We start from the raw sequence: 23,071 nt of genomic DNA on the forward strand, positions 1-23,071 counted from the left end.
GCAAGCTCGCCCTGGATCCGGCGTGCCAGGATCGGTAAAGCCATGCCCTGCAATGCATCATTGATAAATACTATTGTATTTATTATTCGATAGCTTGTCTTGTTTTTTTGCTGCTGCCCATGGTTTTTCGGACCGCATGCCATCGGCCGCGCCATGAAAAAAGGCCCCGACATGCGGGGCCTTGGTAGCGGAGGAGGGCGCGGTTTACTGGAAGCCCAGCGAGTGAGGCAGCCAGGTCGACAGTTCGGGAATGAAGGTCAGCAGGATCAGCACCACGAGGTGGGCCAGCAGGAACAGCGGCATTTCGCGCGTCAGGTCGGTGATGGTCACGCGCGTTGCGACCGCGGTCACGAACAGCAGGCCGCCGACCGGCGGCGTGATCATGCCCAGCGTCAGGTTGACGATCACCACCATGGCGAAGTGCGTGGGATCGATGCCCAGGCTGAACGCGATGGGCGCCAGGATGGGCACCAGGATCATCACGCCGGGCAGCGGCTCCATGAAGATGCCGAACACCAGCAGCAGGATGTTGACCGCGACCAGGAACATGGTCGGCGACAGGTTCCAGCTGACGATCAGCTCCGACAGATACTGCGGAATGCCTTCCACCGTGAGCACCCAGGCGAAGGCCGCCGAGGTGGCCATCACCAGCAGCACCGAAGCGGTGAGCATGGCCGAGCGCGCGGTGATGCCGGGAATGGCTTTCCATTCGAGCGTGCGGTAGATCCACTTGCCGCAGACCAGGGCGTAGAACACCGCGACCACCGAAGCTTCGGTGGGCGTGAAGATGCCGAAACGGATGCCGACGACGATCAGCACGATCAGCATCAGCGCGGGAATCGCCTTGAAGCTCGTGACCCACATCTGACGCGCGGTCGGACGTGGCTCGGACGAATGGTAGTTGCGCTTCTTGCAGACCCACCAGTTGACGCCGGCCATGGCCAGCGCGATCAGGATGCCGGGAATGAAGCCGGCCATGAACAGCCCGCCGACCGAGACGTTCTCATCCTGCATCGCATAGATGATCATGCTGACCGAAGGCGGAATGATGGGGCCGACGATGGCCGTGCTGGCCGTGAGCGCCGCGGCATAGGGACGGGCGTAGCCGGCCTTGTCCATCATCTTGACCATCATCGAGCCCGGGCCCGCGGCGTCGGCCAGGGCCGAACCCGAAATGCCCGAGAACAGCGTCAGCGACAGCACGTTGGCATAGCCCAGGCCGCCGCGCAGGTGACCGACGAACTGCGCGGCAAAGCGCAGCAGCACATGGGTCAGCGCGCCGCCCGACATCAGCTCGGCCGACAGAATGAAAAACGGCACGGCCATCAGCGGAAAGCTGTCGATGCCGGTGAACATTTCCTTGAACACGACCAGCTGGGGGTAGCGGCCGCCGACCAGCACGGCCAGCGCGGCCGAGATGGCCAGAGCGAAGGCCACCGGAAAGCCCAGCACGAGCAGGACGATGATGGCGATGAAAAGGGTGATACCCATGGTGCTTGAACCTCTTAGATGGACGCTGCGGCGTCCGCATTCATCTCTTCGGACTGCGCGTAATCGCCGGCCGTGATGTAGTTGCGCGCGACGAACAGCAGGTGCACCAGCATCAGCGCGAAGCCCACGGGCATCGCCAGATAGATATAGGAAATCGGAATGTCGGTCGCTGCCGTGGTCTGGAAGCGCGTGGCCCAGGCGTAGAGCACCGAGAAATAGGTCATGAAGACGCAGAAGCCCGCAATACCCACGACCACGATGGCGCGCAGAATGCGTGCCGAGCGCGTGCTCACGGCGCGGTGCAGGTTGTCGATCGCGACATGGCCGCCAAAGCGCAGCACCAGGCCCGCGCCCAGGAACGTGACCCAGATCATCATGTGGCGCGCCACTTCCTCGGCCCAGACGATGGAGTCGCCCGTGGTGTAGCGCAGCACCACGTTGGCAAAGACGATGCAGGCCATGGCCAGCAGCAGCACGATGAGCAGCCAGCGGTTGCAGGCGACAAGTGCGCGTTCGATTCGTTCAAGCATATGCATATCGGCTGTCGTGGCGCATACCGGGGAGTACGGGCGCAGCCGCTTTCTGAAAAAATTCACTTATCTGTGGCACTGCCGCTACCTCAGATTTAGGTAACTGACGGGCACAACGTGGGGGGCACCGAGGAAGGGCCGCCCAGTCCACAGGGCCCCGAGGGGGCACGCCTCCCTGCGTCCCTTGTTCAGGGGAAGCCGCGTAAGCGGCTCAGGGGGTGCTACTTAGTATTCGAAATGCTGTCCAGCGTCTTCTGGCCGAACTTGGTGGCGTATTGCTTGTATGCGGGCTCCAGGGCCTTGCGGAAAGCGGCCTGGTCGACCTTTTCCACGACCTGCATGCCGTGCGACTTGGCTTCTTCCACGCCCTTCTTCTCGACCGCGTCGACAAACGCGCGCGAGGCCAGCGCGCCGCTCTTGGCGCCTTGCGTGAACGCGGCTTTTTGCGTGTCGTTCAGGCTGGCCCAGAAGCCGGGCGAGACGATCAGCGCGACGGGCGCGTAGACGTGGGCGCTGAGCGTCAGGTGCTTTTGCACTTGCCACAGCTTGGCCGACGACAGCACCGAAATCGGGTTTTCCTGGCCGTCGATCGTGCCCTGCTGCAGCGCGCCGATCACTTCGGGCCAGGACATGGGCGTGGGCGAAGCGCCCAGCGTGCGGAAGGCCGTGATGTGCACCGGGTTCTCGGTCACGCGGATCTTCAGGCCCTTGAGGTCGGCAACGTTCTGCACCGCGTGCTTGTTGTTGGTCAGGTGGCGAAAGCCTTGCTCGCCCCAGGCCAGCGCGATCAGGCCGCGCTTCTGGAACTTGCCCAGCAGGTCCTGGCCGAAAGCGCCGTCGAGCACGGCGCGCGCATGCGTCGTGTCACGGAACAGGAAAGGAATGTCGACCACGCCCACATCGGGAACGAAGTTGCTCAGCGCGCCCGTGGACACGATCACGGCCTCGACGGTGCCCAGTTGCAGGCCTTCGATCAGCTCGCGCTCGCCGCCCAGCGCCGATGCGGGGAACTGCTTGAACTTGAACGCGTTGTTGGTGTTCTTTTCGACGGAGTCGGCCCAGGCCTGGGCGGCTGCGCCGTAGTGCGAGTTGATCGCCAGCGCATACCCGATCTTGACTTCCTTGGATTGGGCAAGGGCTGGCACGGCAGCAGTGGCTGCAGCAGCCGCGACGCAGGTGGCAACGAAGGAACGGCGAATCATGCGCATGGCAGTTGTCTCTTGTAGGTGGTGAAATAGGAACGGGAACGCTGGCGCATTTTAGGTGCTGTTGCGCGGGAACAAGCTCCCATTGGATGGGCGTTGTCGGACATTGCCGACATTCATGTGACAGGTTGATCGCATTCGGCGATGGATGCCATCGCCGAATGCGCGGGCTGTGCCTGGCTCAGGCCGGGGTACGGCCCAGAATGGCGTTGGACAGCTCGACAAAACCTTCGCCACGCTCGCTGGGCGTCACATAGCGCGGCAGGTGCGCGAGCTGGGGCACGAAGCGCGCGATGTTGGCCACGCCGAAACTGTGGCCGAAGCGCTCGAACATCAGCTGGTCATTGGTGGAGTCACCGATGTAGACCCAGCGATCGAGCTCGGCGGCCAGGTCGCGGTCGAACAGCGTGCGCACTATCCACTGCGCGCCTTCCCACTTGTTGTGCGCGCCGAACCAGCCGTTGATGTGGATGGAGCTCACGGTGGCATTCATGCCGGCCGCGCGCATGATCGCCACGCATTCGTCGATCTGCGCCTGGGGCAGCTGGGTGAATTCGCTGTGGTCCACGGCGATGTCGCATTCGCGGCCCGCCGAGTCGGTCGCGCGGCGCGCGCCGGGCACCGTGGCCTCGATCTGTTCAAGCACTTGCTGCATGCGCGCGAAATTGGCGCTGCGCGTGGCCGCGTCTTGCTGATAGAGCTTGTCGAGGCCGCCGGCCGCGTTGCGGCGCAGCGCCACGGCGCCGTTCTCGGCAACGATGGCATCGACCGGCCAGGCCTGGGCGAACGGTTCGCTCCAGCCCACGGGGCGGCCCGTGATGGGCACGACCTTGAGGCCGGCATCGCGCAGCGCGGCGATCGATGCGACCACATGCGCGGGCACTTCGCCGTCGGTGGTGAGGGTGTCGTCGATATCGGTGAGCACACCGAGCAACCGGCCCGGCGCAGGGCGAGGCCATTGCCCCAGGGGCAGCAGAGTTTCCATGGAAGCCATATCGATCAGCTATTGCTCAGCGACAGGCCCGCATGCTCGCGCAGCGGGTGGAAGTGGATCTTGGGAAAGCGCTCCTGCGCCAGGCGCACGTCGTAGGGCGAAGTGCACAGATACGCCAGCGTGCCCGCGGCGTCGTGCGCCATGCGCAGCACATAGGCGTTTTCGAACTCGCGCAGTTCGGCCGGGGTGTCGGCCGTGATCCAGCGCGCGCCCGTGTACTGGCAGCCTTCGAGGCGGATGTCGGCGTCGTACTCGGCCTTGAGGCGGTGCTGCACGACTTCGAACTGCAGCTGGCCGATCGCGCCCAGCAGCATGTTGCCGCCCGCATCGGGCTTGAACACCTGGATCGCGCCTTCTTCGCCGAGCTGGGCCAGGCCCTGCTGCAACTGCTTGGTGCGCAGCGGGTTCTTCAGCACCACGGTCATGAACATTTCGGGCGCGAAGAACGGCAGGCCGGTGAACTGCAGCGCCGCGCCATCGGTGATGGTGTCGCCGAGCTGCACGCCGCCATGGATGGTGAAGCCGATGATGTCGCCCGCATAGGCTTCTTCGACGGCTTCGCGGCGCTGGCTCATGAAGGTCACGACGGAAGTCGGACGCATGTCCTTGCCGGTGCGCTGCACGCGCAGCTTCATGCCCGGCACATAACGGCCCGAGGCCACGCGCACGAAGGCGATGCGGTCGCGGTGATTCGCATCCATATTCGCCTGCACCTTGAACACCACGCCCGAGAAACCCGTGTCTTCGGGTTCTATGGTCTTGACCACGGGCTGCTTGTTCACGACCAGCGTGCTGACGCGCGGGCCGGGCGAGGGCGACATGTCGACCAGTGCGTCCAGCACTTCCATCACGCCGAAGTTGTTCACGCCCGAGCCAAAGAACACCGGCGTCAGCTTGCCGGCGAGAAATGCTTCGTGGTCCCATTCCGGCGATGCGCCGACGGCCAGCTCCATGCTTTCCATCGCGGTGTCGAAGGTGTCGCCGAAGCGCGCGCGCAGCTTGTCGACATCGGTCAGCGGAATGGCTTCGAAGTCCTGCGGGCGGCGCTCGCTGCCCGACTCGAACACCGTCATGGTGCGCGTGCGCAGGTTGATGATGCCGCCGAAGGCCTTGCCCTGGCCCACGGGCCAGGTCATGGGGCAGCAGGGCATGCCCAGCTCGCGCTCGACTTCATCCATGATGTCCAGCGGATCGCGCACTTCGCGGTCCATCTTGTTGACGAAGGTGATGATGGGCGTGTCGCGCTGGCGGCAGACTTCGATCAGCCGGCGCGTCTGGGCTTCGACGCCGTTGGCTGCATCGATCACCATCAGCGCCGAGTCGACGGCCGTGAGCACGCGGTAGGTGTCTTCGGAGAAGTCCTTGTGGCCCGGGGTGTCGAGCAGGTTCACCACATGGTCGCGGTAGGACATCTGCATGACCGACGAGGCCACCGAAATGCCGCGCTGCTTTTCGATTTCCATCCAGTCGGACGTCGCATGGCGGCTGGCCTTGCGGCCCTTCACTGCGCCCGCGATCTGGATCGCGCCCGAGAACAGCAGCAGCTTTTCGGTCAGCGTGGTCTTGCCCGCATCCGGGTGGGAAATGATGGCGAACGTGCGGCGGCGCCGGGTCTCAGAAGCGTAGGACATGTGCGGGTGGGTGGTCGCTGGCGGTGAGGCCGGCTGCAGTAAGGCGGACGGGCGCGTGTGCGCGGCGCTGATGCAGCGCCTGACGACGGGACCCGAAGAAGACCAGGATTTTAGCGAGCGCGGCGCACCGGTGGGGCGCAGCGGGAATAAACGGGGGCGCACCTACGCTACGCGCCTGCGGTTGGCGTCCGACGACGGGGGGCGCGTTGATGTCGGCCTGGCATCTGGTTTTGCTGACATGCCGATATCTGGCTTTGATGGCATGGCCTGGATTTGACTTCGGTGACCATGGAGTCTCCCGAATGCAGCGGGTACGGACAGAGGCGCAGGCCACCACCGACCAGGAGCTTGTCTTATGAAGAGCATATTAGCGCTGGCTGCCGCCCGAAAGGAGCGTCTGGCGGCCCATCCTTTCTTCGCGTGGATGCGTGACGCCGAGGTCCCTCTGGGCATCAAGCTCGACATCGCGCCGATCATGGCCAACTTCGTCATGAACTTCCGCGACATGAACCTGTGGTTCATACGCTTCGAAGGCGCCGCCAACGCGTTCGAGCAGGTCATCAACGGCAATACCGACGAGGACGAGACCCACTCGCGTCTCTTCATCGAAGACTGGCGCAAGCTGCAGCTCGACGAAAAGCTGGGCTGGCGCGCGTCAGACGCGCTGTGGTGGCTGTTCCTGGCGCCGGAGACCGAGCCGTTTCGCGCCTACGCGTTCGACTTCGCGCGGATGACGGTGGTCGACCGCGGCGATCCGCTGCTGCGCTTTGCCCATTCGGAGGCCGGCGAAGCCTGTGGCAATGCCTTCTTCAGCGCCGTGAGCCCGCTGGCGGTCGAGCTGCGGCGCCGGACAGACGTCGATTACCGCTATTTCGGCGACTATCACCTGCAGCGCGAGCAGGGACATGTGATTGCGTCCGAAGGCGTGTTCGACCGCCAGCAGCTCGATCCGCAGCGGCGCGAAAAAGGCCTGGTGCTGGCCAACGCGATGTTCGACATCTTCTTCGGCATGCACGACTGCTTCAATGCCTATGCGCGCAACTACGTCGGGCGCGGTGTCGCGCCGCAGCGCACGCGCCGGCCCCTGCCACCGATGCGGCCCCGGCCAGATGCCGGGCCGCCACAGGCGCAGGCGATCGTGGGACGCCATGCCGAGGTGCAACGCGTGCTGGAGAGCCGCAAGGCGGGCACGGCGCGCCATCCCTTCTATGCATGGCTGCAGGCCAGCGGCCCGCTGTCGCCGCTGCGCCGCCTGCAGCGCTTCATTCCGATGTGGGTGATGGACATCATGGGCTATCGCGACCTGAACCGTTACGCGCTGCGCTTCAAGTCGCCGCAGCAGCTCGACGAGCGCGCCTTCAACCGCTGGGTGCAGGCGCTGGAGACGCACAGCGAACTGTTCCTCAACGACTGGGATGCCTTGGGCATGGACGCGGCCCTGGGCTGGCGTTCCAGCGACACGCTCGAATTCCTCTTCCTCGATTCCGGCACCGACCTGCACCGCTGCAACATCGCCAAGTTCACCAAGCTCGCGCTCGCGCATGAATCGACCGTGCTGCGGTTCTGGCTGCTCGAGGCGCTCGAAGCCAGCGGCGAGGCCTTCTTCGCGAACACCCGCGAACTCGCGCTGGCCGTCGAGCGCGACACCGGCCAGCGGCTCGACTATCTCGCCGACCGGCATTACCTCGCCCATGCCGACGGCGAGATCGACCCCGGGCGAAGCTATCCGTTCAAGAGCGAGCCGCTGAGCGCCGAGCAGGCACGGGTCGCGGTCGCCATGGTCCACACAGTGTTTGACGCCGTCGATGCGCAGCTGAGCCTGTCGCTGGACGTTGCCGCGCAGGATCGCCTGGGCATAGATCGCACCGACCCCGGCAGCCCCAGCCGGGCCGCGGTCACGAGCCCGGCATGAGCGCGCGCCCGCTGCCGCCGGGGCCGCGCTGGCTGAGACCGCTGAACTTCTTCCAGGCCGGGCTCACGCCGCCGGTGCAGGTGCTGGCGCGCCTGGCCGCAAGATATGGCGACCCGTTCCGCGTGTCGTACTTCTCGCGCCCCGTCACGTTCACCGGCAACCCCGAGGCGCTGCGCACGATCTACACGGCCAGCCCCGACTGCTTCGATGTGTGGGGCGGGGGCTTCATCGAGCCGGTGTTCGGCAAAGCGTCGGTGGTGGTGATCTCGGGTGACCGGCACCGACAGGACCGCAATATCCTCGCGCCGGCGTTCAGCGGACCCGCGATGCGCGCGGATGGCGCGACCATGGCCGCGGTCGCCGAGGAAAAGATGGCGCAGGTCGAGGTCGGGCGCCCGTTCCGCATGCTCGATGTGACCCAGCGCATCACGCTCGACATCATGATCCGGGTGGTATTCGGCATGCAGGACGCGGCGCGGGTCACGCGCACCCGTGCGGCGGTGCTCGAACTCATCGAGTCGTTGCATGTGGTCCTCTTTCTTTTTCCGTCGGCGCGCCGCGTTCTGGGCGGCCATGGCCCCTGGGCCAGAAACCAGCGCGCGGTGGACGCATTGGCCGGGCTGCTGCTGGAACAGATGCGCGCACGCCGCGCATCGGGCACGCTCGGAGACGATCTGCTGGGCCGGCTGCTGGCGGCGCGCTACGACGACGGCTGGGGCATGAGCGACGCGGAAATCCTCGATCAACTGCGCGGGCTGCTGTTTGCCGGGCATGAGGCCACGGCCACGGTGCTGGCCTGGATCTTTTATTGGCTGGGGCGCGAGCCGGCGGTGCATGACCGCATTGCGCAGGAGATCGACGACCTGGGGCCCGCGCCCTCGCCCGAAGCGCTGGCGGCGCTGCCGTATCTCGAAGTGGTCTGCAAGGAGTGCCTGCGGCTTTATCCGCCGGTGGTCGATCCGGCGCGTGTCGTGCGCGCGCCGTTCGAGTTGCTGGGCTATACGATTCCCGCGGGCGAGGTGCTGCGCGCCTCGAGCGCGCTGCTGCATTCCCGGCCCGAACTCTATCCCGAGCCCTGGCGCTTCCGGCCCGAGCGCTTCCTGGAGCGCAGGTATTCGCCGTTCGAATACATCCCTTTCGGCGGCGGCGCGCGCCGCTGCCTGGGCGCGGCGTTCGCGATGTATGAATTGAAGGTCGTCGTCGCGACCATCGTGCGCCACCATCGCCTGCGGCTGCTTGGCTCGCAGACGGTGGTGCACGCGCGCCGCGCGCTGAGCCTGGGGCCGCGCGGCGGCATTCCCATGATCGTGCAGGAACGGCGGCGCGGACCGCAGTGAATGGTCTGCGCGCCGCGGGGAGTTGTGTTGCGCCGCACAATCGGCAGGTCTGTCTTTCTCCTGCTCTGGTCATGTCCTCCCCAACGAGCGGCGCCGCGCCGCAAGCTTCCTGGGTCCAGCGCGGCTCGCCGGCCTATCGACGCATCAGCCTGGCGCTGTTTCTCGCGGGCTTTGCGACGTTCTCGCTGCTGTACTGCGTGCAGCCGCTGCTGCCGGCGTTCGTCGCCCACTTCGGCGTCACGCCCGCGAACAGCGCGCTGTCGCTGTCGCTGACCACGGGATGTCTCGCGGTGGCCATCGTGCTGGCGGGCGCGCTGTCCGAAGGCCTGGGGCGGCGCGGCCTGATGTTTGTCTCCATGCTGCTGGCGGCGCTGTGCAATCTCGCGGCCAGCCTGGCGCCGAGCTGGGAGACGCTGCTTGCGGCGCGCGCGCTCGAAGGCTTTCTGCTCGGCGGCGTGCCGGCCGTGGCCATGGCCTACCTGTCCGAAGAGATCGAGCCCCGGGGGCTGGGCTTTGCGATGGGGCTTTATGTCGGCGGTTCGGCGCTGGGCGGAATGCTCGGGCGCGTGGCCATGGGCGTGATGACCGAATACGTCGACTGGCATATTGCGCTGGCCGCGCTGAGCCTGGTCAATCTGTGCGCGGCCGTCGGTTTCTATCTGCTGCTGCCCGCGTCGCGCAACTTCGTGCGCAAGTCGGGCCTGGGCGCGGCCTACCATCTGCAGGCCTGGGGCCGGCATCTGGCCCAGCCCGGTCTGTTGTCGCTGTTCCTGATCGGCTTCGGCCTGATGGGCGTGTTCGTCAGCATTTATAACTACGTCGGCTTTCTGCTGGCTGGCGCGCCCCATGCGCTGAGCTCCTTGCAGATCAGCCATGTGTTCTATGCCTATCTGTTCGGCGTGGTGGCCTCGCCCGTGGCCGGCGCGCTGGCCGACCGCTTCGGCCGTGCGCCCGTGCTGCTGAGCGGCGTGGCGCTGATGGCGCTGGGCGTGCTGCTGACCTTGGCGGCGCAGCTGAGCGCCATCGTGCTGGGCATCGCGCTGCTGACCATGGGCTTCTTCACCGCGCATTCCGTGGCCAGCGGCTGGGTGGGCCGGCTTGCGACCCAGGCCAAGGGCCATGCGTCGTCGCTTTATTTGCTCGGCTATTACCTGGGGTCCAGCCTGCTGGGCGCGGGCGGCGGCTGGTTCCTGCAGAACACCGGCTGGCCGGGTCTGGTGGCCAGCATGCTGGTGCTGCTGGCCGGGGTGCTGTTGCTGGCGCTGCGCGTAAAGCGCCTGGCGCCCAAGGCAAAGGCCGCTGCGGCGCTGTAGACAGGCAGTTCATCCTTCGACGCGCTCAGGACGAAGGGGGGCGAGCAGCATGCCGCCCGCTTTTTAGTACAATACCGGCTTTCCGAGGAGCGTTGCAGCGCACCCCCGCACTATTTCGGTGCCCGGCGGTACGTGAGGCTCGGAACCCGCCGCGCGGCCTGTGCCCCGGCGTCAGCAACGACGCTCGCCCACGTCGTCTGTGCGGTGAGTGTCTTCCCCCAGAGCGTGGTTTTGCCATCCGTAACGGAGAAAACCATGAACGCAGCTATCCCCCTGAACCCCGTCGAATCGGCCATCGCCGACATTTCCCTGGCCAACTGGGGCCACAAGGAAATCCGCATCGCCGAGACCGAAATGCCCGGCCTGATGGCGATCCGCGAAGAATTCGCCGCCGCCCAGCCGCTCAAGGGCGCGCGCATCACCGGCTCGCTGCACATGACCATTCAAACGGCCGTGCTGATCGAGACGCTGCAGGCCCTGGGTGCGCAAGTGCGCTGGGCATCGTGCAACATCTTCTCGACGCAGGACCATGCAGCCGCGGCCATCGCCGACGGCGGCACGCCGGTGTTCGCCATCAAGGGCGAGTCGCTGGCCGACTACTGGGACTACACCCACCGCATCTTCGACTTCGGCCCCAAGGGCAGCGAAGGCGAAGGTCCGAACATGATTCTTGACGATGGCGGCGATGCCACCATGCTGATGCATCTGGGCCAGAAGGCCGAGAAGGACCTGTCGGTGCTGGCCAACCCCGGCAGCGAAGAGGAAGTCATCATGTTCGCCGCGATCAAGGCAAAGCTGGCCGTTGACGCCACCTGGTACACGCGCAAGTCGGCCGAAATCATCGGCGTGACCGAAGAAACCACGACCGGCGTGCACCGCCTGAACGAAATGTCGGCCAAGGGCACGCTGCTGTTCCGCGCCATCAACGTCAACGACTCGGTGACCAAGAGCAAGTTCGACAACCTGTACGGCTGCCGCGAATCGCTGGTCGACGGCATCAAGCGCGCGACCGACGTGATGATCGCCGGCAAGGTCGCCGTGGTCGCTGGCTACGGTGACGTGGGCAAGGGCTGCGCCCAGGCGCTGCGCGCACTGAGCGCCCAGGTCTGGGTCACGGAAATCGACCCGATCAACGCGCTGCAAGCGGCGATGGAGGGCTACAAGGTCGTGACCATGGAATGGGCGGCCGACAAGGCCGACATCTTCGTGACCACCACCGGCAACCGCGACATCATCCGCCACGAGCACATGGTGGCGATGAAGGACCAGGCCATCGTCTGCAACATCGGTCACTTCGACAATGAAATCGATGTCGCATCGATCGAAAAGTACGAGTGGGAAGAAATCAAGCCCCAGGTCGACCACATCAAGTTCCCCGACGGCAAGAAGATCATTCTGCTGGCCAAGGGTCGTCTGGTGAACCTGGGCTGCGCCACCGGCCACCCCAGCTTCGTGATGAGCGCTTCGTTCGCGAACCAGACCATTGCCCAGATCGAGCTGTTCACAAAGCCCGACGCCTACGAAGTCGGCAAGGTCTACGTGCTGCCCAAGCTGCTGGACGAAAAGGTCGCCCGCCTGCACCTGAAGAAGGTCGGCGCGATGCTGACCGAGCTGACCGAAGGCCAGGCCGCCTATATCGGCGTGTCCCAACAAGGCCCTTACAAGCCCGATACGTACCGCTACTAAAAGCGGACCAGGCCATGCCGCGTGCCGGCATGGCCGCCAGATACTTTTTTCGCCCCTTCGATGGGGTGGCTTTGCCGTCGGCCTTCAGGCCGGCGGTCGCGATTTCTTTTTAAGACGGATTTCTCCATGCGTGCCGATCAATTGCTAGTAGACCAGGGCCTGGCCGCCTCACGCGCGCAGGCGCAGCGCCTGATTGCTTCGGGCGTCGAGTGGCGCACCGCGGCCACGGGCGTGTGGCAAGCCATCAAGAAGAACAGCGAAGACCTCGCCGGCGATGCCGAGCTGCAGCTGCTCGATCAGGCCGCGGCGCGCTATGTGTCGCGCGGCGGGCTCAAGCTCGAAGGCGCGCTGGCGTCGTTCAAGCTCACGGCGCAGGGCAAGTGGTGCCTCGACGTGGGCCAGTCCACGGGCGGCTTCACCGACTGCCTGCTGCAGCAGGGCGCCGAGCGCGTGGTCGGCGTCGATGTGGGCCATGACCAGCTCAACCTGACGCTGCGCGGCCACGAGAAGATCGTGTGTCTGGAGCGCGTCAATGCGCGCACGCTGGATGTCGACACGCTGATCGAAGCCGGTGCGTTCGAAGGCGCGCCCGATGAATCGCAGCAGTTCGACCTGATCGTCGGCGACCTGTCCTTCATCTCGCAGACGCTGGTGCTGCCGGCCGTGGTGCCTTTCCTGGCACCGGGCGCAGACCTGGTGATGCTGGTCAAGCCGCAGTTCGAACTCCAGCCCGAGCATATCGGCAAGGGCGGCATGGTGCGCGACACGGCGTCGTACGCCGTGGTCGAGAAGCGCATCCGCGAATGCCTGGCCGAACTGGGCCTGGAAGTGCGCGGCTGGATCGACAGCCCCATCACCGGCGGTGACGGCAACCGTGAATTCTTTGTACACGCGCGGAGGAGCGCATGATCCAGGCCAGCGCCTTTCCCATCAGCTACGAATTCTTCCCGCCCAAGACCCCCGAAGGCGCGGAAAAACTGCGCGCCGTGCGCCAGCAACTGTCCGTGCGCCGGCCCGAGTTCTGCTCGGTGACCTATGGCGCTGGTGGCTCGACCCAGTCGGGCACCTTCAGCCTGGTGCAGGAAATCCAGCAGGAAGGCATGAGCGCGGCTTCGCACTTCTCGTGCGTGGGCGCGACGCGCGAAAGCGTGCGCGCCGAGCTGCGCCAACTGCAATCCATGGGCATTTCGCGCCTGGTCGCGCTGCGCGGCGATCTGCCCAGCGGCTACGGCCTGGGCGGTGAGTTCCAGTACGCGAGCGATCTGGTGGCGTTCATTCGCGCGGAGTTCGGCGACGCCTTCCACATCGAAGTCGCGGCCTATCCCGAAATGCACCCCCAGGCGCGCTCGCCCGACGCCGACCTGCAGGCGTTCGCCGCCAAGGTCAACGCCGGTGCCGACTCGGCGATCACGCAGTATTTCTACAACGCCGACGCCTACTTCCGCTTTGTCGACAGCGCACGCGCGCTGGGCCTGGACGTTCCCGTGGTGCCCGGCATCATGCCCATCACCAGCTCGACGCAGCTGTTGCGCTTTTCGGACGCCTGCGGCGCCGAGATTCCGCGCTGGATCCGTCTGCGCCTGCAGGGCTATGGCGATGACACTGCATCCATCAAGGCTTTTGGCTTGGATGTGGTGACCGAATTGTGCGAACGTCTGCGCAGTCAAGGTGCACCCAGCCTGCACTTCTACACCATGAACCAGAGCGCCGCCGTACTGGCCATCGCCCAGCGGCTGGGCTTGTAATCATTGCGGCCGGCCCGGCGTTGCGCGCTTGCGCCGCCATTCCAGGAGACACAATGGATGAAAGCAATAGCCGCCTCGCGCGGTGGATGCGCTGGTCGGGCGTGGTCGGCATGTCGTTATGGCTTGCTGCCTGTACGCCCCTGCCCGTAGCCCCGGAGTCCGACGAAGCGCTGTCGACCTGCACCGTGCCCGTGGGCGGCGGTGAGGGCGACACCACGACCCAGCCCTGTCCCGCACCGTCCGAGTCGCTGCAGCCGCTAGAGCCTTTCGAGCGCCCCGCGCCGTCCCGGCCGCGGCCGCCGCGCAAGCCCAAACCGGCGCTGCCGCCCGTGGTCGAGCCCGCCGAGCCGCCGGCGTCGTCGACCTATGACCTGTCGCCGCCGCGCGAAAGCGATCAGCAAGGTCTCGCGTCCTGGTACGGTCCGCGCTTTCACGGCCGGCGCACCGCCAGCGGCGAGCGCTTCGACAGCCAGGATCTGACGGCCGCGCACCGTACGCTGGCATTCGGCACGCGCGTGTGCGTGCGCAGCAGCATCACCGGCAAGGCCGTGGTGGTGCGCATCAATGACCGCGGGCCGTTCTCGCATGGCCGCGTGATCGATCTGAGCCAGGGCGCGGCCGAAGCGCTGGGCATGGTCGGCCTGGGCATCAAGCCGGTCGAGCTGTGGCAGCTCGACAAGGATGAGGAAGAGTGCCCCGAAATGTTCGACGAAGCCGCGGCCGACGCCGAGCCCGCGGCGGCCAAGCCCGTCGCCAATGTGCAGAAGAAAGCCAGCCCCGCGCCGCGCAAGAAAGTCGTGGCGCCCAGGCCGCGCAAGCGCTGAGGCGCGAATGCAAAAAAGCCAGGCATCTGCCTGGCTTTTTTTCTGGTTTCGGTGCCGAGAATCAGCCGCCGGATTCGAGCGAGAACGTCGCGTTGCCATCCTGGCCCAGCAGCTTGACCAGCTGGGGCATGGCGGGCTTGAGCAGTTCCTTGAGCTGGAACGGCGGGCTGATGATGAACATGCCGCTGGCGGGCAGGCCGCCGCGCTCGGACGTCTTGTTGCTCTTCACGGTCAGCGTCACATGCAGCCAGCTCTTGCCGGCCTTGACGGCCATGGTCTTGAGGCGACGCGGCAGGTCGTGGGCTTCGGGGCGCGGAATGATCGGGTACCAGACGGCGTAGGTGCCCGTGGGAAAGCGCTTGAGGCTGTCGGTCACCATGTCGAGCACGCGGCCGTAGTCGGTCTTGATTTCGTAGCTCGGGTCGCACAGCAGCAGCGCGCGGCGCGACACCGGCGGCAGGAATTTCTTCACGCCTTCGAAGCCGTCTTCGTGCAGCACGGCCAGCTGGCGGCCGGCGTCGAGCTGGGTCACGTTGCCGGCCAGCGAGCGCATGTCGGTCGGGTGCAGCTCGAACAGCTTGAGTTTGTCGTGGGAGCGCAACAGTGCCTGGCTGATGAATGGCGAGCCCGGATAGTTGCGGATGGTGCTGCCCTGATTGAAGGAGCGCACCAGCGCCAGGTATTCCTGCAGGATGGGCGCGAGCTCTTCGGTCGGCGTGGCCGCGAGCTTGAGCACGCCTTCGCTGGCTTCACCGCTCTTGCTGGCGTAGTCGCCGTCGAGGCGGTACAGGCCCGCGCCGGCGTGCGTATCCAGAACGGTCAACGCCGCGTCTTTCTGCGTGAGGTATTGCAAGGTGGCAATCAGCACCGCGTGCTTGAGCACGTCGGCGTGGTTGCCCGCATGGAAGGCGTGGCGATAACTGAACATGGGGCAATGGTAACCAGACGCTGCCAGGAGGCAAGAGCGCAGGTCTTTGGGAATGGGCAGGTATTTTTACATGCCGGCCAAGGCCATGCAGCACAAGGGTTGCGCATTTCGTATAATGGAGAGCTTCGCAGCGATTTTTTGGTCCCGCGGCGGAGTGTTTGCAGCATGCAATGCTGTGGGCATCGCCACCTAAGAGGCTTCCTTCAGAGAAGCGCCGACCGTGGAAAAGGACCTTCAAACCCTCTTATCGAAAAGAGAAAACTCATGTCTACATTCAGCGCAAAACCCGCTGAGGTGCAACACGAGTGGTTTGTGATTGACGCCACCGACAAGGTGCTCGGACGGGTAGCCAGCGAAGTTGCCCTCCGTCTGCGCGGCAAACACAAAGCCATTTACACACCTCACGTTGATACCGGCGACTTCATCGTCATCATCAACGCAGCCCAGCTCAAAGTGACTGGCACCAAGTCCCTGGACAAGGTGTACTACCGTCATTCCGGCTACCCGGGCGGCATCACTGCCACGAACTTCCGTGATATGCAGTCGAAGCACCCAGGTCGTGCTCTGGAAAAGGCCGTCAAGGGCATGCTGCCCAAGGGTCCTCTGGGCTACGCCATGATCAAGAAACTCAAGGTGTATGGCGGTGCTGAGCATCCCCACACCGCACAGCAGCCCAAAGCGCTGGAAATCTAAGGAGCCTTGAGATGATTGGTGATTGGAACAATGGCACAGGCCGTCGCAAATCCAGCGTCGCCCGCGTGTTTCTGAAAAAAGGTTCCGGCAAGATTACTGTGAATGGCAAAGACATTCAAGAGTACTTCGGCCGCGAAACTTCCATCATGATTGCTAAGCAACCGCTGGCACTCACGGAAAACCTCGAAGCTTTCGACGTGCAAATCAACGTGCACGGCGGCGGCGAATCCGGCCAGGCCGGTGCTGCCCGTCACGGCATCACGCGCGCCCTGATCGACTATGACGCAGGCCTGAAGCCCGTCCTGAGCCAAGCTGGCTTCGTGACGCGCGATGCCCGTGAAGTCGAACGTAAGAAGGTCGGTCTGCGCGGTGCGCGCCGCGCCAAGCAGTTCTCGAAGCGTTAAGCTCACAGCACTGCAGTCTGCCGGAGTCTCTTCGGCAGGCGCAAAAAAAAGCCACCTTCGGGTGGCTTTTTTAATGGGCGTGTCCCTTTGGGCACATGCGCCGCATCGACTTCTAAGCTTCTCTGCCCTGAAAACGCAGGGCGGGAAAAATTGTGAAACTCAGCCTCAAACTCCCCCTGGTCATTGCCGCATCGCTGCTCCTCATGCTGTGCGCCGCGCTGTTCGGCATCTACAACCTGAACCAGTCGCTGGCCACCTATGCGACGACGGTCAAGGCCGGTCATGACAGCGAACGCGACGTTGCCGACATGGCGCTGGGGTTCAAGACACAGGTGCAGGAATGGAAGAACGTGCTGGTGCGGGGCAAGGACCCCAAGGCGCTGGACAGGCACTGGAGTGCATTCAATCAACTTTCGCGCGACGTGGACCAGGGCAGCCGCAAGCTGATCGCGGGCCTGCCCGCCGGTGAAGCGCGGGTGCTGGTGGAAAAGTTCGCGGCCTCGCATGCAGCGATGGCGCAGAGCTATCAGCGCGGCTTCGAGGCCTTCAAGGCCGCCGATTTCGATCCCACGGCGGGCGACGCCGCAGTGCAGGGCATAGACCGCGAGCCCGCCAGGCTGCTCGACGAATCCAGGGACAAGATCGCGGCCGACAGCGTCGCGCAGTCGCTGCGCGCCGACAGCGGCGCGCAACGCGCCAACACCATTTCCCTGGCGCTGATGTTCGTGGTCTTCGGTGCGGGCCTGGGTGCGGGCGTGCTGTTCAGCCGCACCATCACGCGCCCCATCGGTCGCGCGGTGGAAGTGGCGCGCGCCGTGGCCGCGGGTGATTTGAGCCGGCAGTTCGAGGTGCAGGGCAAGGACGAAACCGCGCAGTTGCTGACGGCGCTCCAGCATATGCAGGTCAGCCTGACACGCGTGGTGGGCGAAGTGCGCCAGAGTTCGGAGTCGGTGGCGACGGCGTCTTCGCAGATTGCCCAGGGCAACAGCGATCTGAGCCAGCGCACCGAGGAGCAGGCGTCGGCGCTGGAAGAGACGGCGGCTTCGATGGAGCAACTCAGCGCCACCGTCAAACAGAACGCCGACCATGCGCGCCACGCCAATGCGCTGGCGCAGACCGCATCGACGGCGGCCGTGCGCGGCGGAGCGGTGGTGAGTCAGGTCACCGAGACGATGAAGACGATCAATGACAGCTCCAGGAAGATTACCGACATCATCGGCGTGATCGACAGCATCGCTTTCCAGACGAACATCCTGGCACTGAACGCCGCGGTCGAGGCGGCGCGCGCCGGCGAGCAGGGCCGGGGCTTCGCGGTGGTCGCCAGCGAGGTGCGCAGCCTCGCGAGCCGCTCGGCCCAGGCCGCCAAGGAAATCAAGCACCTGATCAGCGCCAGTGTGGAATGTGTCGATCAAGGCAGCGCGCTGGTCGACAGGGCCGGCACCACCATGGACGAAGTCGTCGGCGCGGTGCAGCGCGTCACGGACATCATGGCCGAGATCAGTTCGGCCAGCGCCGAGCAGAGCACGGGCGTGGCACAGGTCGGTGAAGCCATCATCCAGATGGACCAGGTCACGCAGCAGAATGCCGCGCTGGTCGAGGAAAGTGCCGCGGCCGCGGCCAGCATGCAGGCGCAGGCCCAGCAACTGGTGCGGGCGGTGGCGGCCTTCAAGCTCGCACATTGACGCTGCGGGCGCGCTGCGCTGGAACGCATCTGTGGGTAAAGGCCCCACTTGCATTGGCGGCAAGCACGGGAGGGTCCGAATTCCCGAGCGATTTGCAGTACCATTTCCCTCAAACCTTGAATATCGGAGTACCCACATGAGCGCCGTTGCAGAAAACATCCAGAGCGAAATGCCTTCTCCCATCGTCTTCACCGATAGCGCGGCGGCGAAAGTGGCAGATCTGATCGCCGAAGAAGGCAATCCTGAGTTGAAGCTGCGCGTGTTCGTGCAAGGCGGCGGCTGCTCGGGTTTCCAGTACGGTTTCACATTCGATGAAATCACCAACGAAGACGACACCACCATGACCAAGCATGGCGTGTCGCTGCTGATCGACGCCATGAGCTACCAGTACCTGGTGGGCGCCGAGATCGACTACAAGGAAGACCTGCAGGGCGCGCAGTTCGTGATCAAGAACCCGAACGCCACCACCACCTGCGGCTGCGGCTCGAGCTTCTCGGCCTGAGCGATACACATTAGCCTTGGACTCCGTGCACCTGCGGAGTCCTCTGCCCAGCCGCCTGCCAGGCGGCTTTTTTATGCCCGTTTGTTGGCTGCCTTGACGCTTTCCCATGACGCTCGCCCGCTCGAATTCCGTACTGCTGTGGCTGGTCGCCATCGGCTTCTTCATGCAGACGCTGGATGCGACCATCGTCAACACGGCCTTGCCGACCATGGCCGCGGCTCTGGGCGAAAGCCCGCTGCGCATGCAGTCGGTGATCGTCGCCTATTCGCTGACCATGGCGATGGTCATTCCGGCCTCGGGCTGGGTCGCTGACCGGTTTGGCACGCGCCGCGTCTATCTGCTGGCGATCGCGCTGTTCGTGCTGGGATCGGTGCTGTGCGCGCTCGCCGCGAGCTTGAACCAGCTGGTGCTGGCGCGCATCATTCAGGGCTGCGGCGGCGCGCTGCTGATGCCCGTGGGGCGGCTGGCCGTGCTGCGCGCCTTTCCGCGCGAGCAGTTCCTGCGCGCCATGAGCTTCGTCACGCTGCCCGGCCTGATCGGGCCGCTGGTGGGCCCCACGCTGGGCGGCTGGATGGTCGAGTATGCGACCTGGCACTGGATCTTCCTGGTCAATGTGCCCGTGGGCGCGATCGGACTGCTGGCCACGCTGCGCTTCATGCCCGACTCCTTGCTGCTGCGCCTGAAGCGCTTCGATGTCGCAGGCTATGCGCTGCTGGCGTTCGGCATGGTGGCGGTGTCGCTGTCGCTCGAAGGGCTGCACTTCATGGGCGCGGCCGGTGCCGGCGCGCTGCTGTTGTCCGGCCTGGCGAGCCTGCTGGTCTATTGGTGGCATGCGCGGCGCCGGCCCGATCCGCTGTTCGCGCCCGAGCTGTTCGCGGTGCGCAGCCTGCGCGTGGGCCTGCTGGGCAATCTGTTCACGCGTCTGGGAAGCTCCAGCATTCCGTTTCTGATTCCGCTGGTGCTGCAGGTCTGCATAGGCCTGTCGCCCATGCAGGCCGGCATGATGATGCTGCCCACGGTGCTGGCCAGCATGCTGGTCAAGCCGGTGGGCACGCGGCTGATCCAGCGCTGGGGCTACCGGCGCACGCTGGTCGTGAACACCGGCGTGCTGGCCGTGATGATCGCGAGCTTTGCGCTGATCACGCCCGAGCAGCCGTTCTGGCTGCGTGTCGCGCAGCTGCTGGTGTTCGGCGCGAGCAATTCCATGCAGTTCATGGGCATGAACTCGGTCACGCTCAAGGACCTCGAAGCGGAGTACGCAAGCAGCGGCAACAGTCTGCTGTCGATGGTGCAGATGTTGGCCATGGGCATGGGTGTGGCGGTCGCGGGCGCGGTGCTCGCGGGCTTTCACGCGCTCTGGGGCCAGGCCGGCACGGCGGGCAGCCTGCCGGCATTCCAGGCGACTTTCATCTGCATGGGCGTGATGACGTTGTTTTCAGCGTCGATTTTCACGCGGCTTGATCCGCTGCTGCCCCGGTCCCGCTAGGCCGGGTAGATCGCGCCCAATACGCGCGGCCCGCGTGCGCCGGTCACGCGCGCGAGATTGCCCGGCAGGCCCCGCAGCGTCTGGCGCGCGAGCCAGGCGAAAGCCGTGGCTTCCACTTGCAATGGCGGCAGGCCGCTGGCCGTGGTGCTTTGCACCTGCATGCCGGGCAGCAGGGCCGTGATGCGCGCCATCAGATGGCCGTTGAGCGCGCCGCCGCCGCAGACCAGCAGTTGTGTCGCCTCCCGGCCCCAGCGCAGCGCTGCGTCGGCGCAGGCGCGCGCGGTGAACTCGGTCAGCGTGGCCTGCACGTCTTCGGCGCGGGTGTCGACAGGCAACGTGCCAAGCACCTGTTGCATCCAGTCCAGGCTGAACAGATCGCGGCCCGTGCTCTTGGGCGGCGGCTGCTGCAGAAAAGGCTCGTCGAGCAGCTGCTGCAGCAGCGCGGGCAGCACGCTGCCGCTGGCCGCCCAGGCGCCATCGTCGTCATAGGCCTTGCCGGTGTGGCGCTGGCACCAGGCGTCCATGAGGGCATTGCCCGGGCCGCAATCGAAGCCGCTGACCTCTTCATCGGCGGGCAGCACGCTGATATTGGAAATTCCGCCGATGTTGAGCGCCAGCAGCGTCTGTCCGGCGCGGCCGAACACGCTCTGGTGGAAGGCCGGCACCAGCGGCGCGCCCTGGCCGCCCGCGGCGACGTCGCGGCTGCGGAAATCGGCGACGACGCTGATGCCGCAGCGCTCGGCCAGCAGCGCCGGGTTGTTGAGCTGCAGCGTATAGCCCGTGCCGTCGAACATCTGCGGGCGGTGGCGCACGGTCTGGCCGTGGGCGCCTATCGCCTGCACCGCATGTGCGGGCAGGCCCGCGCGCTGCAGCAGTTGCTCCACCACGTCGGCATAGCATGCGACCAGGGCGTTGGCCGCGAGCGCCGCGCGGTGCAGCTCGTTGTCGCCTGCGGCATTGAGCGCCAGCAGCTCGGCGCGCAGTCCGACATCGAAGCCGCAGCTCGCATGCTGCAATACATGTGTGTGGCCCTGGAAGTCGACCAGCACCCCGTCAACGCCATCGAGCGAGGTGCCCGACATCAGGCCGATATAGAGATCCGGGTTGGGGGCAGCAGAGGTCATGGGGCCATGTTAGCGGCGTGGTGCACCGCAGACATGAAAAAAGCCGCTTTGCAGCGGCTTTTCGGGGGGAGGCAGGTGGGGGCTTATTCAGCGCTGGCCAGGGTCTGGCCGGCGGAGTCGAGGGCCATGCGCATTTGCTCGGCCTTGCGGTTGAAGACTGCGCGCGACGCGGTAGACACCGGGCGTGCTGCCTGGGCCTTGCCGATGACGGTCAGCGGGTCCTGGGCCTGGCCATTCACGCGCACTTCAAAGTGCAGGTGGGGGCCCGTGGCCCAACCGGTGGAGCCGACGGCGCCAATGGTCGCGCCTTGCTCGACGCGCGCGCCCTTGCGCACGTCCATGCGGCTCAGGTGGGCGTACACAGTCACGTTGTTGTCGGGGTGCTTGACGAAGATCACGTTGCCGTAACCGTTTTGCACGCCCGAAAATTCCACCACGCCATCGGCCACGCTGCGGACTGCCGTGCCCGTGGGGGCCGCGAAGTCGGTGCCGCTGTGCGCGCGCCAGGTCTTCTGGATAGGGTGGAAACGCATGGCGAAGCCGCTGCTCACGCGCGAGAATGCCAGAGGTGCCGAGAGGTAGGAGCGTTCGAGGCTGGAGCCGTCGAGGCCGTAGTAGGCGCCCTTGGTGCCGGGTTCCTGGAACCACATGGCCTGGTGCACATCGCCATTGTTGTGGAATTCAGCGCTCAGCAGACGGCCGCTGCGCAGGGGCTCGCCATCGGCTTCCAGCGTTTCGTAGACCAGGGTGAAGCGGTCGTTCTTGCGCAGCGAACGGCGGAAGTCGATCTTGCCGTTGAAGACTTCGGCCAGCTGTGTGGCAACGGCGTCGGGAATGTTGGAGGCATCGGTCGCGGCGAACAGCGAGCTTTGGATCACGCCGCCCGCGAGGCGGTTGTTCGACACCAGATCGCCGGTTTCGAGGCGGGTGACGAAACCCTTGTCCTTGCGTTCGACGACCAGGCGCTGGAACTTGGTGCTGTCGTCATCGGGCGCCCAGCGAGCGGTCAGGCGCGTCAATTGGTGGTCGTTCGTGGCTTCTGCCGACACCAGACGGCCGCCGCGAGCGAGCAGGTGCTGGCGCACCTGATCATTGCTGCGCAGGTAGGCCGAGGCCTGGGGGTCGGCAACGCCCAGGCGCTGCAGCAGCGCTTCGGCGTTATCGTTGCTGCGCGACAGGTCGGAGCGGTAGAGCGCGAAATCCTGCAGCTCGGTCAGCTCGACCAGGGGGGTGTCGTCGGCCAGCGAGGCCACTTGTTGGGTCAGGGTGCGAACCGGCAGGTCGGCGGGATCGGGTCCCAGCGACGCGACGGCGAAGGCACCACCACCACCGGTCAGCAACACGGCAGCCAGCGCGGCGGTAACACGCTTGGGGTGTTGTTGCAGGGTGTTACTTATCCGCGCCAGCAAGGCAGTGCCAGCAATGATCAGTCCAGATTTCAAAATGGAGTTCCCGTTTCGGTGCGCGTCCAATCGGACGAGGAAAAGGAGGTGCGGCAGGACGCGCTTTCCAGGGGTTGGAGGCCATTCGACAGTGTCGATACGGGGACCCTACTAGAATTCGCCACAGCGACAAGCCACGAAT

Annotated in this window: 20 protein-coding genes and 1 riboswitch; of the genes, 12 read left to right on the plus strand and 8 right to left on the minus strand. The window is 65.4% G+C overall.

What is annotated here, in order from left to right; genetic code table 11:
• Positions 1–204: 204 nt before the first annotated feature.
• The 5 genes from KHY18_RS04800 to KHY18_RS04820 all read right to left on the minus strand — a co-directional run bounded on the left by KHY18_RS04800 (position 205) and on the right by KHY18_RS04820 (position 5,851).
• Positions 205–1,491 carry a TRAP transporter large permease gene (locus KHY18_RS04800; protein ID WP_213294907.1) on the minus strand — a complete coding sequence of 429 codons (1,287 nt, stop codon included), beginning with the start codon at positions 1,489–1,491 and terminating at the stop codon, positions 205–207.
• Between the two features lie 14 nt (positions 1,492–1,505).
• Positions 1,506–2,021, minus strand: coding sequence for a TRAP transporter small permease (locus tag KHY18_RS04805; protein WP_213294910.1), 516 nt, complete (start codon positions 2,019–2,021; stop codon positions 1,506–1,508).
• 221 nt (positions 2,022–2,242) lie between these two features.
• The gene (locus KHY18_RS04810) at positions 2,243–3,229 is read right to left on the minus strand and encodes a TRAP transporter substrate-binding protein (protein ID WP_213294913.1); all 987 of its coding nucleotides are present in this window, start codon (positions 3,227–3,229) and stop codon (positions 2,243–2,245) included.
• Positions 3,230–3,407: 178 nt separating this feature from the next.
• Entirely contained in the window at positions 3,408–4,220 is an 813-nt protein-coding gene (locus KHY18_RS04815; protein ID WP_502768282.1) for an HAD-IIB family hydrolase, read from the minus strand.
• Between the two features lie 5 nt (positions 4,221–4,225).
• Entirely contained in the window at positions 4,226–5,851 is a 1,626-nt protein-coding gene (locus tag KHY18_RS04820) for a peptide chain release factor 3 (protein WP_213294918.1), read from the minus strand.
• 355 nt (positions 5,852–6,206) lie between these two features.
• Here KHY18_RS04820 and KHY18_RS04825 point away from each other — a divergent pair, with 355 nt between their 5' ends.
• The 7 genes from KHY18_RS04825 (at position 6,207) to KHY18_RS04855 (ending at position 14,668) form a co-directional block, all read left to right on the plus strand.
• Positions 6,207–7,763, plus strand: a complete 1,557-nt coding sequence (locus KHY18_RS04825; protein WP_213294921.1) for a hypothetical protein — start codon at positions 6,207–6,209, stop codon at positions 7,761–7,763.
• Complete coding sequence (locus KHY18_RS04830) at positions 7,760–9,100, plus strand: cytochrome P450 (protein ID WP_213294923.1); 1,341 nt, start codon at positions 7,760–7,762, stop codon at positions 9,098–9,100. The genes KHY18_RS04825 and KHY18_RS04830 overlap by 4 nt, the downstream gene beginning before the upstream one ends.
• A gap of 71 nt (positions 9,101–9,171) precedes the next feature.
• Positions 9,172–10,413 carry an MFS transporter gene (locus tag KHY18_RS04835; protein WP_213294925.1) on the plus strand — a complete coding sequence of 414 codons (1,242 nt, stop codon included), beginning with the start codon at positions 9,172–9,174 and terminating at the stop codon, positions 10,411–10,413.
• Positions 10,414–10,491: 78 nt separating this feature from the next.
• A riboswitch (S-adenosyl-L-homocysteine riboswitch) is annotated at positions 10,492–10,606 on the plus strand.
• 62 nt (positions 10,607–10,668) lie between these two features.
• Positions 10,669–12,099: an adenosylhomocysteinase gene (gene ahcY, locus KHY18_RS04840; RefSeq protein ID WP_213294927.1), complete on the plus strand. Its 1,431-nt coding sequence runs from the start codon at positions 10,669–10,671 to the stop codon at positions 12,097–12,099.
• 126 nt (positions 12,100–12,225) lie between these two features.
• The gene (locus KHY18_RS04845) at positions 12,226–13,008 is read left to right on the plus strand and encodes a TlyA family RNA methyltransferase (protein ID WP_213294929.1); all 783 of its coding nucleotides are present in this window, start codon (positions 12,226–12,228) and stop codon (positions 13,006–13,008) included.
• Positions 13,005–13,844, plus strand: coding sequence for a methylenetetrahydrofolate reductase [NAD(P)H] (gene metF, locus KHY18_RS04850; RefSeq protein WP_213294932.1), 840 nt, complete (start codon positions 13,005–13,007; stop codon positions 13,842–13,844). The genes KHY18_RS04845 and metF overlap by 4 nt, the downstream gene beginning before the upstream one ends.
• Before the next feature lie 86 nt (positions 13,845–13,930).
• Positions 13,931–14,668, plus strand: a complete 738-nt coding sequence (locus KHY18_RS04855; protein ID WP_502768299.1) for a septal ring lytic transglycosylase RlpA family protein — start codon at positions 13,931–13,933, stop codon at positions 14,666–14,668.
• A gap of 61 nt (positions 14,669–14,729) precedes the next feature.
• On the opposite strand, the gene KHY18_RS04860 is transcribed toward KHY18_RS04855, so the two are convergent.
• Positions 14,730–15,596, minus strand: a complete 867-nt coding sequence (locus KHY18_RS04860; protein ID WP_213294935.1) for a 23S rRNA (adenine(2030)-N(6))-methyltransferase RlmJ — start codon at positions 15,594–15,596, stop codon at positions 14,730–14,732.
• A 264-nt stretch (positions 15,597–15,860) separates the two neighbouring features.
• Here KHY18_RS04860 and rplM point away from each other — a divergent pair, with 264 nt between their 5' ends.
• The 5 genes from rplM (at position 15,861) to mdtD (ending at position 20,363) form a co-directional block, all read left to right on the plus strand.
• Complete coding sequence (gene rplM / locus KHY18_RS04865; protein WP_159917394.1) at positions 15,861–16,289, plus strand: 50S ribosomal protein L13; 429 nt, start codon at positions 15,861–15,863, stop codon at positions 16,287–16,289.
• Between the two features lie 11 nt (positions 16,290–16,300).
• On the plus strand, positions 16,301–16,693 hold the full coding sequence (rpsI, locus tag KHY18_RS04870; RefSeq protein WP_159917395.1) for a 30S ribosomal protein S9: 393 nt from the start codon (positions 16,301–16,303) through the stop codon (positions 16,691–16,693).
• Positions 16,694–16,845: 152 nt separating this feature from the next.
• Positions 16,846–18,375, plus strand: a complete 1,530-nt coding sequence (locus KHY18_RS04875) for a methyl-accepting chemotaxis protein (RefSeq protein ID WP_349630250.1) — start codon at positions 16,846–16,848, stop codon at positions 18,373–18,375.
• Positions 18,376–18,511: 136 nt separating this feature from the next.
• Positions 18,512–18,877: an iron-sulfur cluster insertion protein ErpA gene (gene erpA / locus KHY18_RS04880; RefSeq protein ID WP_213294938.1), complete on the plus strand. Its 366-nt coding sequence runs from the start codon at positions 18,512–18,514 to the stop codon at positions 18,875–18,877.
• Between the two features lie 106 nt (positions 18,878–18,983).
• Positions 18,984–20,363: a multidrug transporter subunit MdtD gene (gene mdtD, locus KHY18_RS04885; RefSeq protein ID WP_213294941.1), complete on the plus strand. Its 1,380-nt coding sequence runs from the start codon at positions 18,984–18,986 to the stop codon at positions 20,361–20,363.
• Here mdtD and KHY18_RS04890 read toward each other — a convergent pair.
• Together KHY18_RS04890 and KHY18_RS04895 are read right to left on the minus strand one after the other, a co-directional pair.
• Positions 20,360–21,487 carry an anhydro-N-acetylmuramic acid kinase gene (locus KHY18_RS04890; protein WP_213294943.1) on the minus strand — a complete coding sequence of 376 codons (1,128 nt, stop codon included), beginning with the start codon at positions 21,485–21,487 and terminating at the stop codon, positions 20,360–20,362. The genes mdtD and KHY18_RS04890 overlap by 4 nt on opposite strands.
• An 83-nt stretch (positions 21,488–21,570) precedes the next feature.
• The gene (locus KHY18_RS04895) at positions 21,571–22,929 is read right to left on the minus strand and encodes a M23 family metallopeptidase (protein ID WP_213294944.1); all 1,359 of its coding nucleotides are present in this window, start codon (positions 22,927–22,929) and stop codon (positions 21,571–21,573) included.
• Positions 22,930–23,071: the final 142 nt, after the last annotated feature.

Origin of the sequence: Acidovorax sp. CCYZU-2555, assembly GCF_018413525.1 — a bacterium.
Taxonomy (GTDB): Bacteria; Pseudomonadota; Gammaproteobacteria; order Burkholderiales; family Burkholderiaceae_C; genus Comamonas.

What these genes read in the sequence shown, in the direction of transcription:
- KHY18_RS04810 (WP_213294913.1), bottom strand. Translation starts at nt 3,229, where the DNA reads ATGCGCATGATTCGCCGTTCCTTCGTTGCCACCTGCGTCGCGGCTGCT.
- KHY18_RS04835 (WP_213294925.1), top strand. Translation starts at nt 9,172, where the DNA reads ATGTCCTCCCCAACGAGCGGCGCCGCGCCGCAAGCTTCCTGGGTCCAG.
- KHY18_RS04820 (WP_213294918.1), bottom strand. Translation starts at nt 5,851, where the DNA reads ATGTCCTACGCTTCTGAGACCCGGCGCCGCCGCACGTTCGCCATCATT.
- KHY18_RS04830 (WP_213294923.1), top strand. Translation starts at nt 7,760, where the DNA reads ATGAGCGCGCGCCCGCTGCCGCCGGGGCCGCGCTGGCTGAGACCGCTG.
- mdtD (WP_213294941.1), top strand. Translation starts at nt 18,984, where the DNA reads ATGACGCTCGCCCGCTCGAATTCCGTACTGCTGTGGCTGGTCGCCATC.
- KHY18_RS04845 (WP_213294929.1), top strand. Translation starts at nt 12,226, where the DNA reads ATGCGTGCCGATCAATTGCTAGTAGACCAGGGCCTGGCCGCCTCACGC.
- rpsI (WP_159917395.1), top strand. Translation starts at nt 16,301, where the DNA reads ATGATTGGTGATTGGAACAATGGCACAGGCCGTCGCAAATCCAGCGTC.
- erpA (WP_213294938.1), top strand. Translation starts at nt 18,512, where the DNA reads ATGAGCGCCGTTGCAGAAAACATCCAGAGCGAAATGCCTTCTCCCATC.
- KHY18_RS04815 (WP_502768282.1), bottom strand. Translation starts at nt 4,220, where the DNA reads ATGGCTTCCATGGAAACTCTGCTGCCCCTGGGGCAATGGCCTCGCCCT.
- KHY18_RS04855 (WP_502768299.1), top strand. Translation starts at nt 13,931, where the DNA reads ATGCGCTGGTCGGGCGTGGTCGGCATGTCGTTATGGCTTGCTGCCTGT.
- KHY18_RS04825 (WP_213294921.1), top strand. Translation starts at nt 6,207, where the DNA reads ATGAAGAGCATATTAGCGCTGGCTGCCGCCCGAAAGGAGCGTCTGGCG.
- KHY18_RS04860 (WP_213294935.1), bottom strand. Translation starts at nt 15,596, where the DNA reads ATGTTCAGTTATCGCCACGCCTTCCATGCGGGCAACCACGCCGACGTG.
- KHY18_RS04800 (WP_213294907.1), bottom strand. Translation starts at nt 1,491, where the DNA reads ATGGGTATCACCCTTTTCATCGCCATCATCGTCCTGCTCGTGCTGGGC.
- KHY18_RS04890 (WP_213294943.1), bottom strand. Translation starts at nt 21,487, where the DNA reads ATGACCTCTGCTGCCCCCAACCCGGATCTCTATATCGGCCTGATGTCG.
- ahcY (WP_213294927.1), top strand. Translation starts at nt 10,669, where the DNA reads ATGAACGCAGCTATCCCCCTGAACCCCGTCGAATCGGCCATCGCCGAC.
- KHY18_RS04805 (WP_213294910.1), bottom strand. Translation starts at nt 2,021, where the DNA reads ATGCTTGAACGAATCGAACGCGCACTTGTCGCCTGCAACCGCTGGCTG.
- rplM (WP_159917394.1), top strand. Translation starts at nt 15,861, where the DNA reads ATGTCTACATTCAGCGCAAAACCCGCTGAGGTGCAACACGAGTGGTTT.
- metF (WP_213294932.1), top strand. Translation starts at nt 13,005, where the DNA reads ATGATCCAGGCCAGCGCCTTTCCCATCAGCTACGAATTCTTCCCGCCC.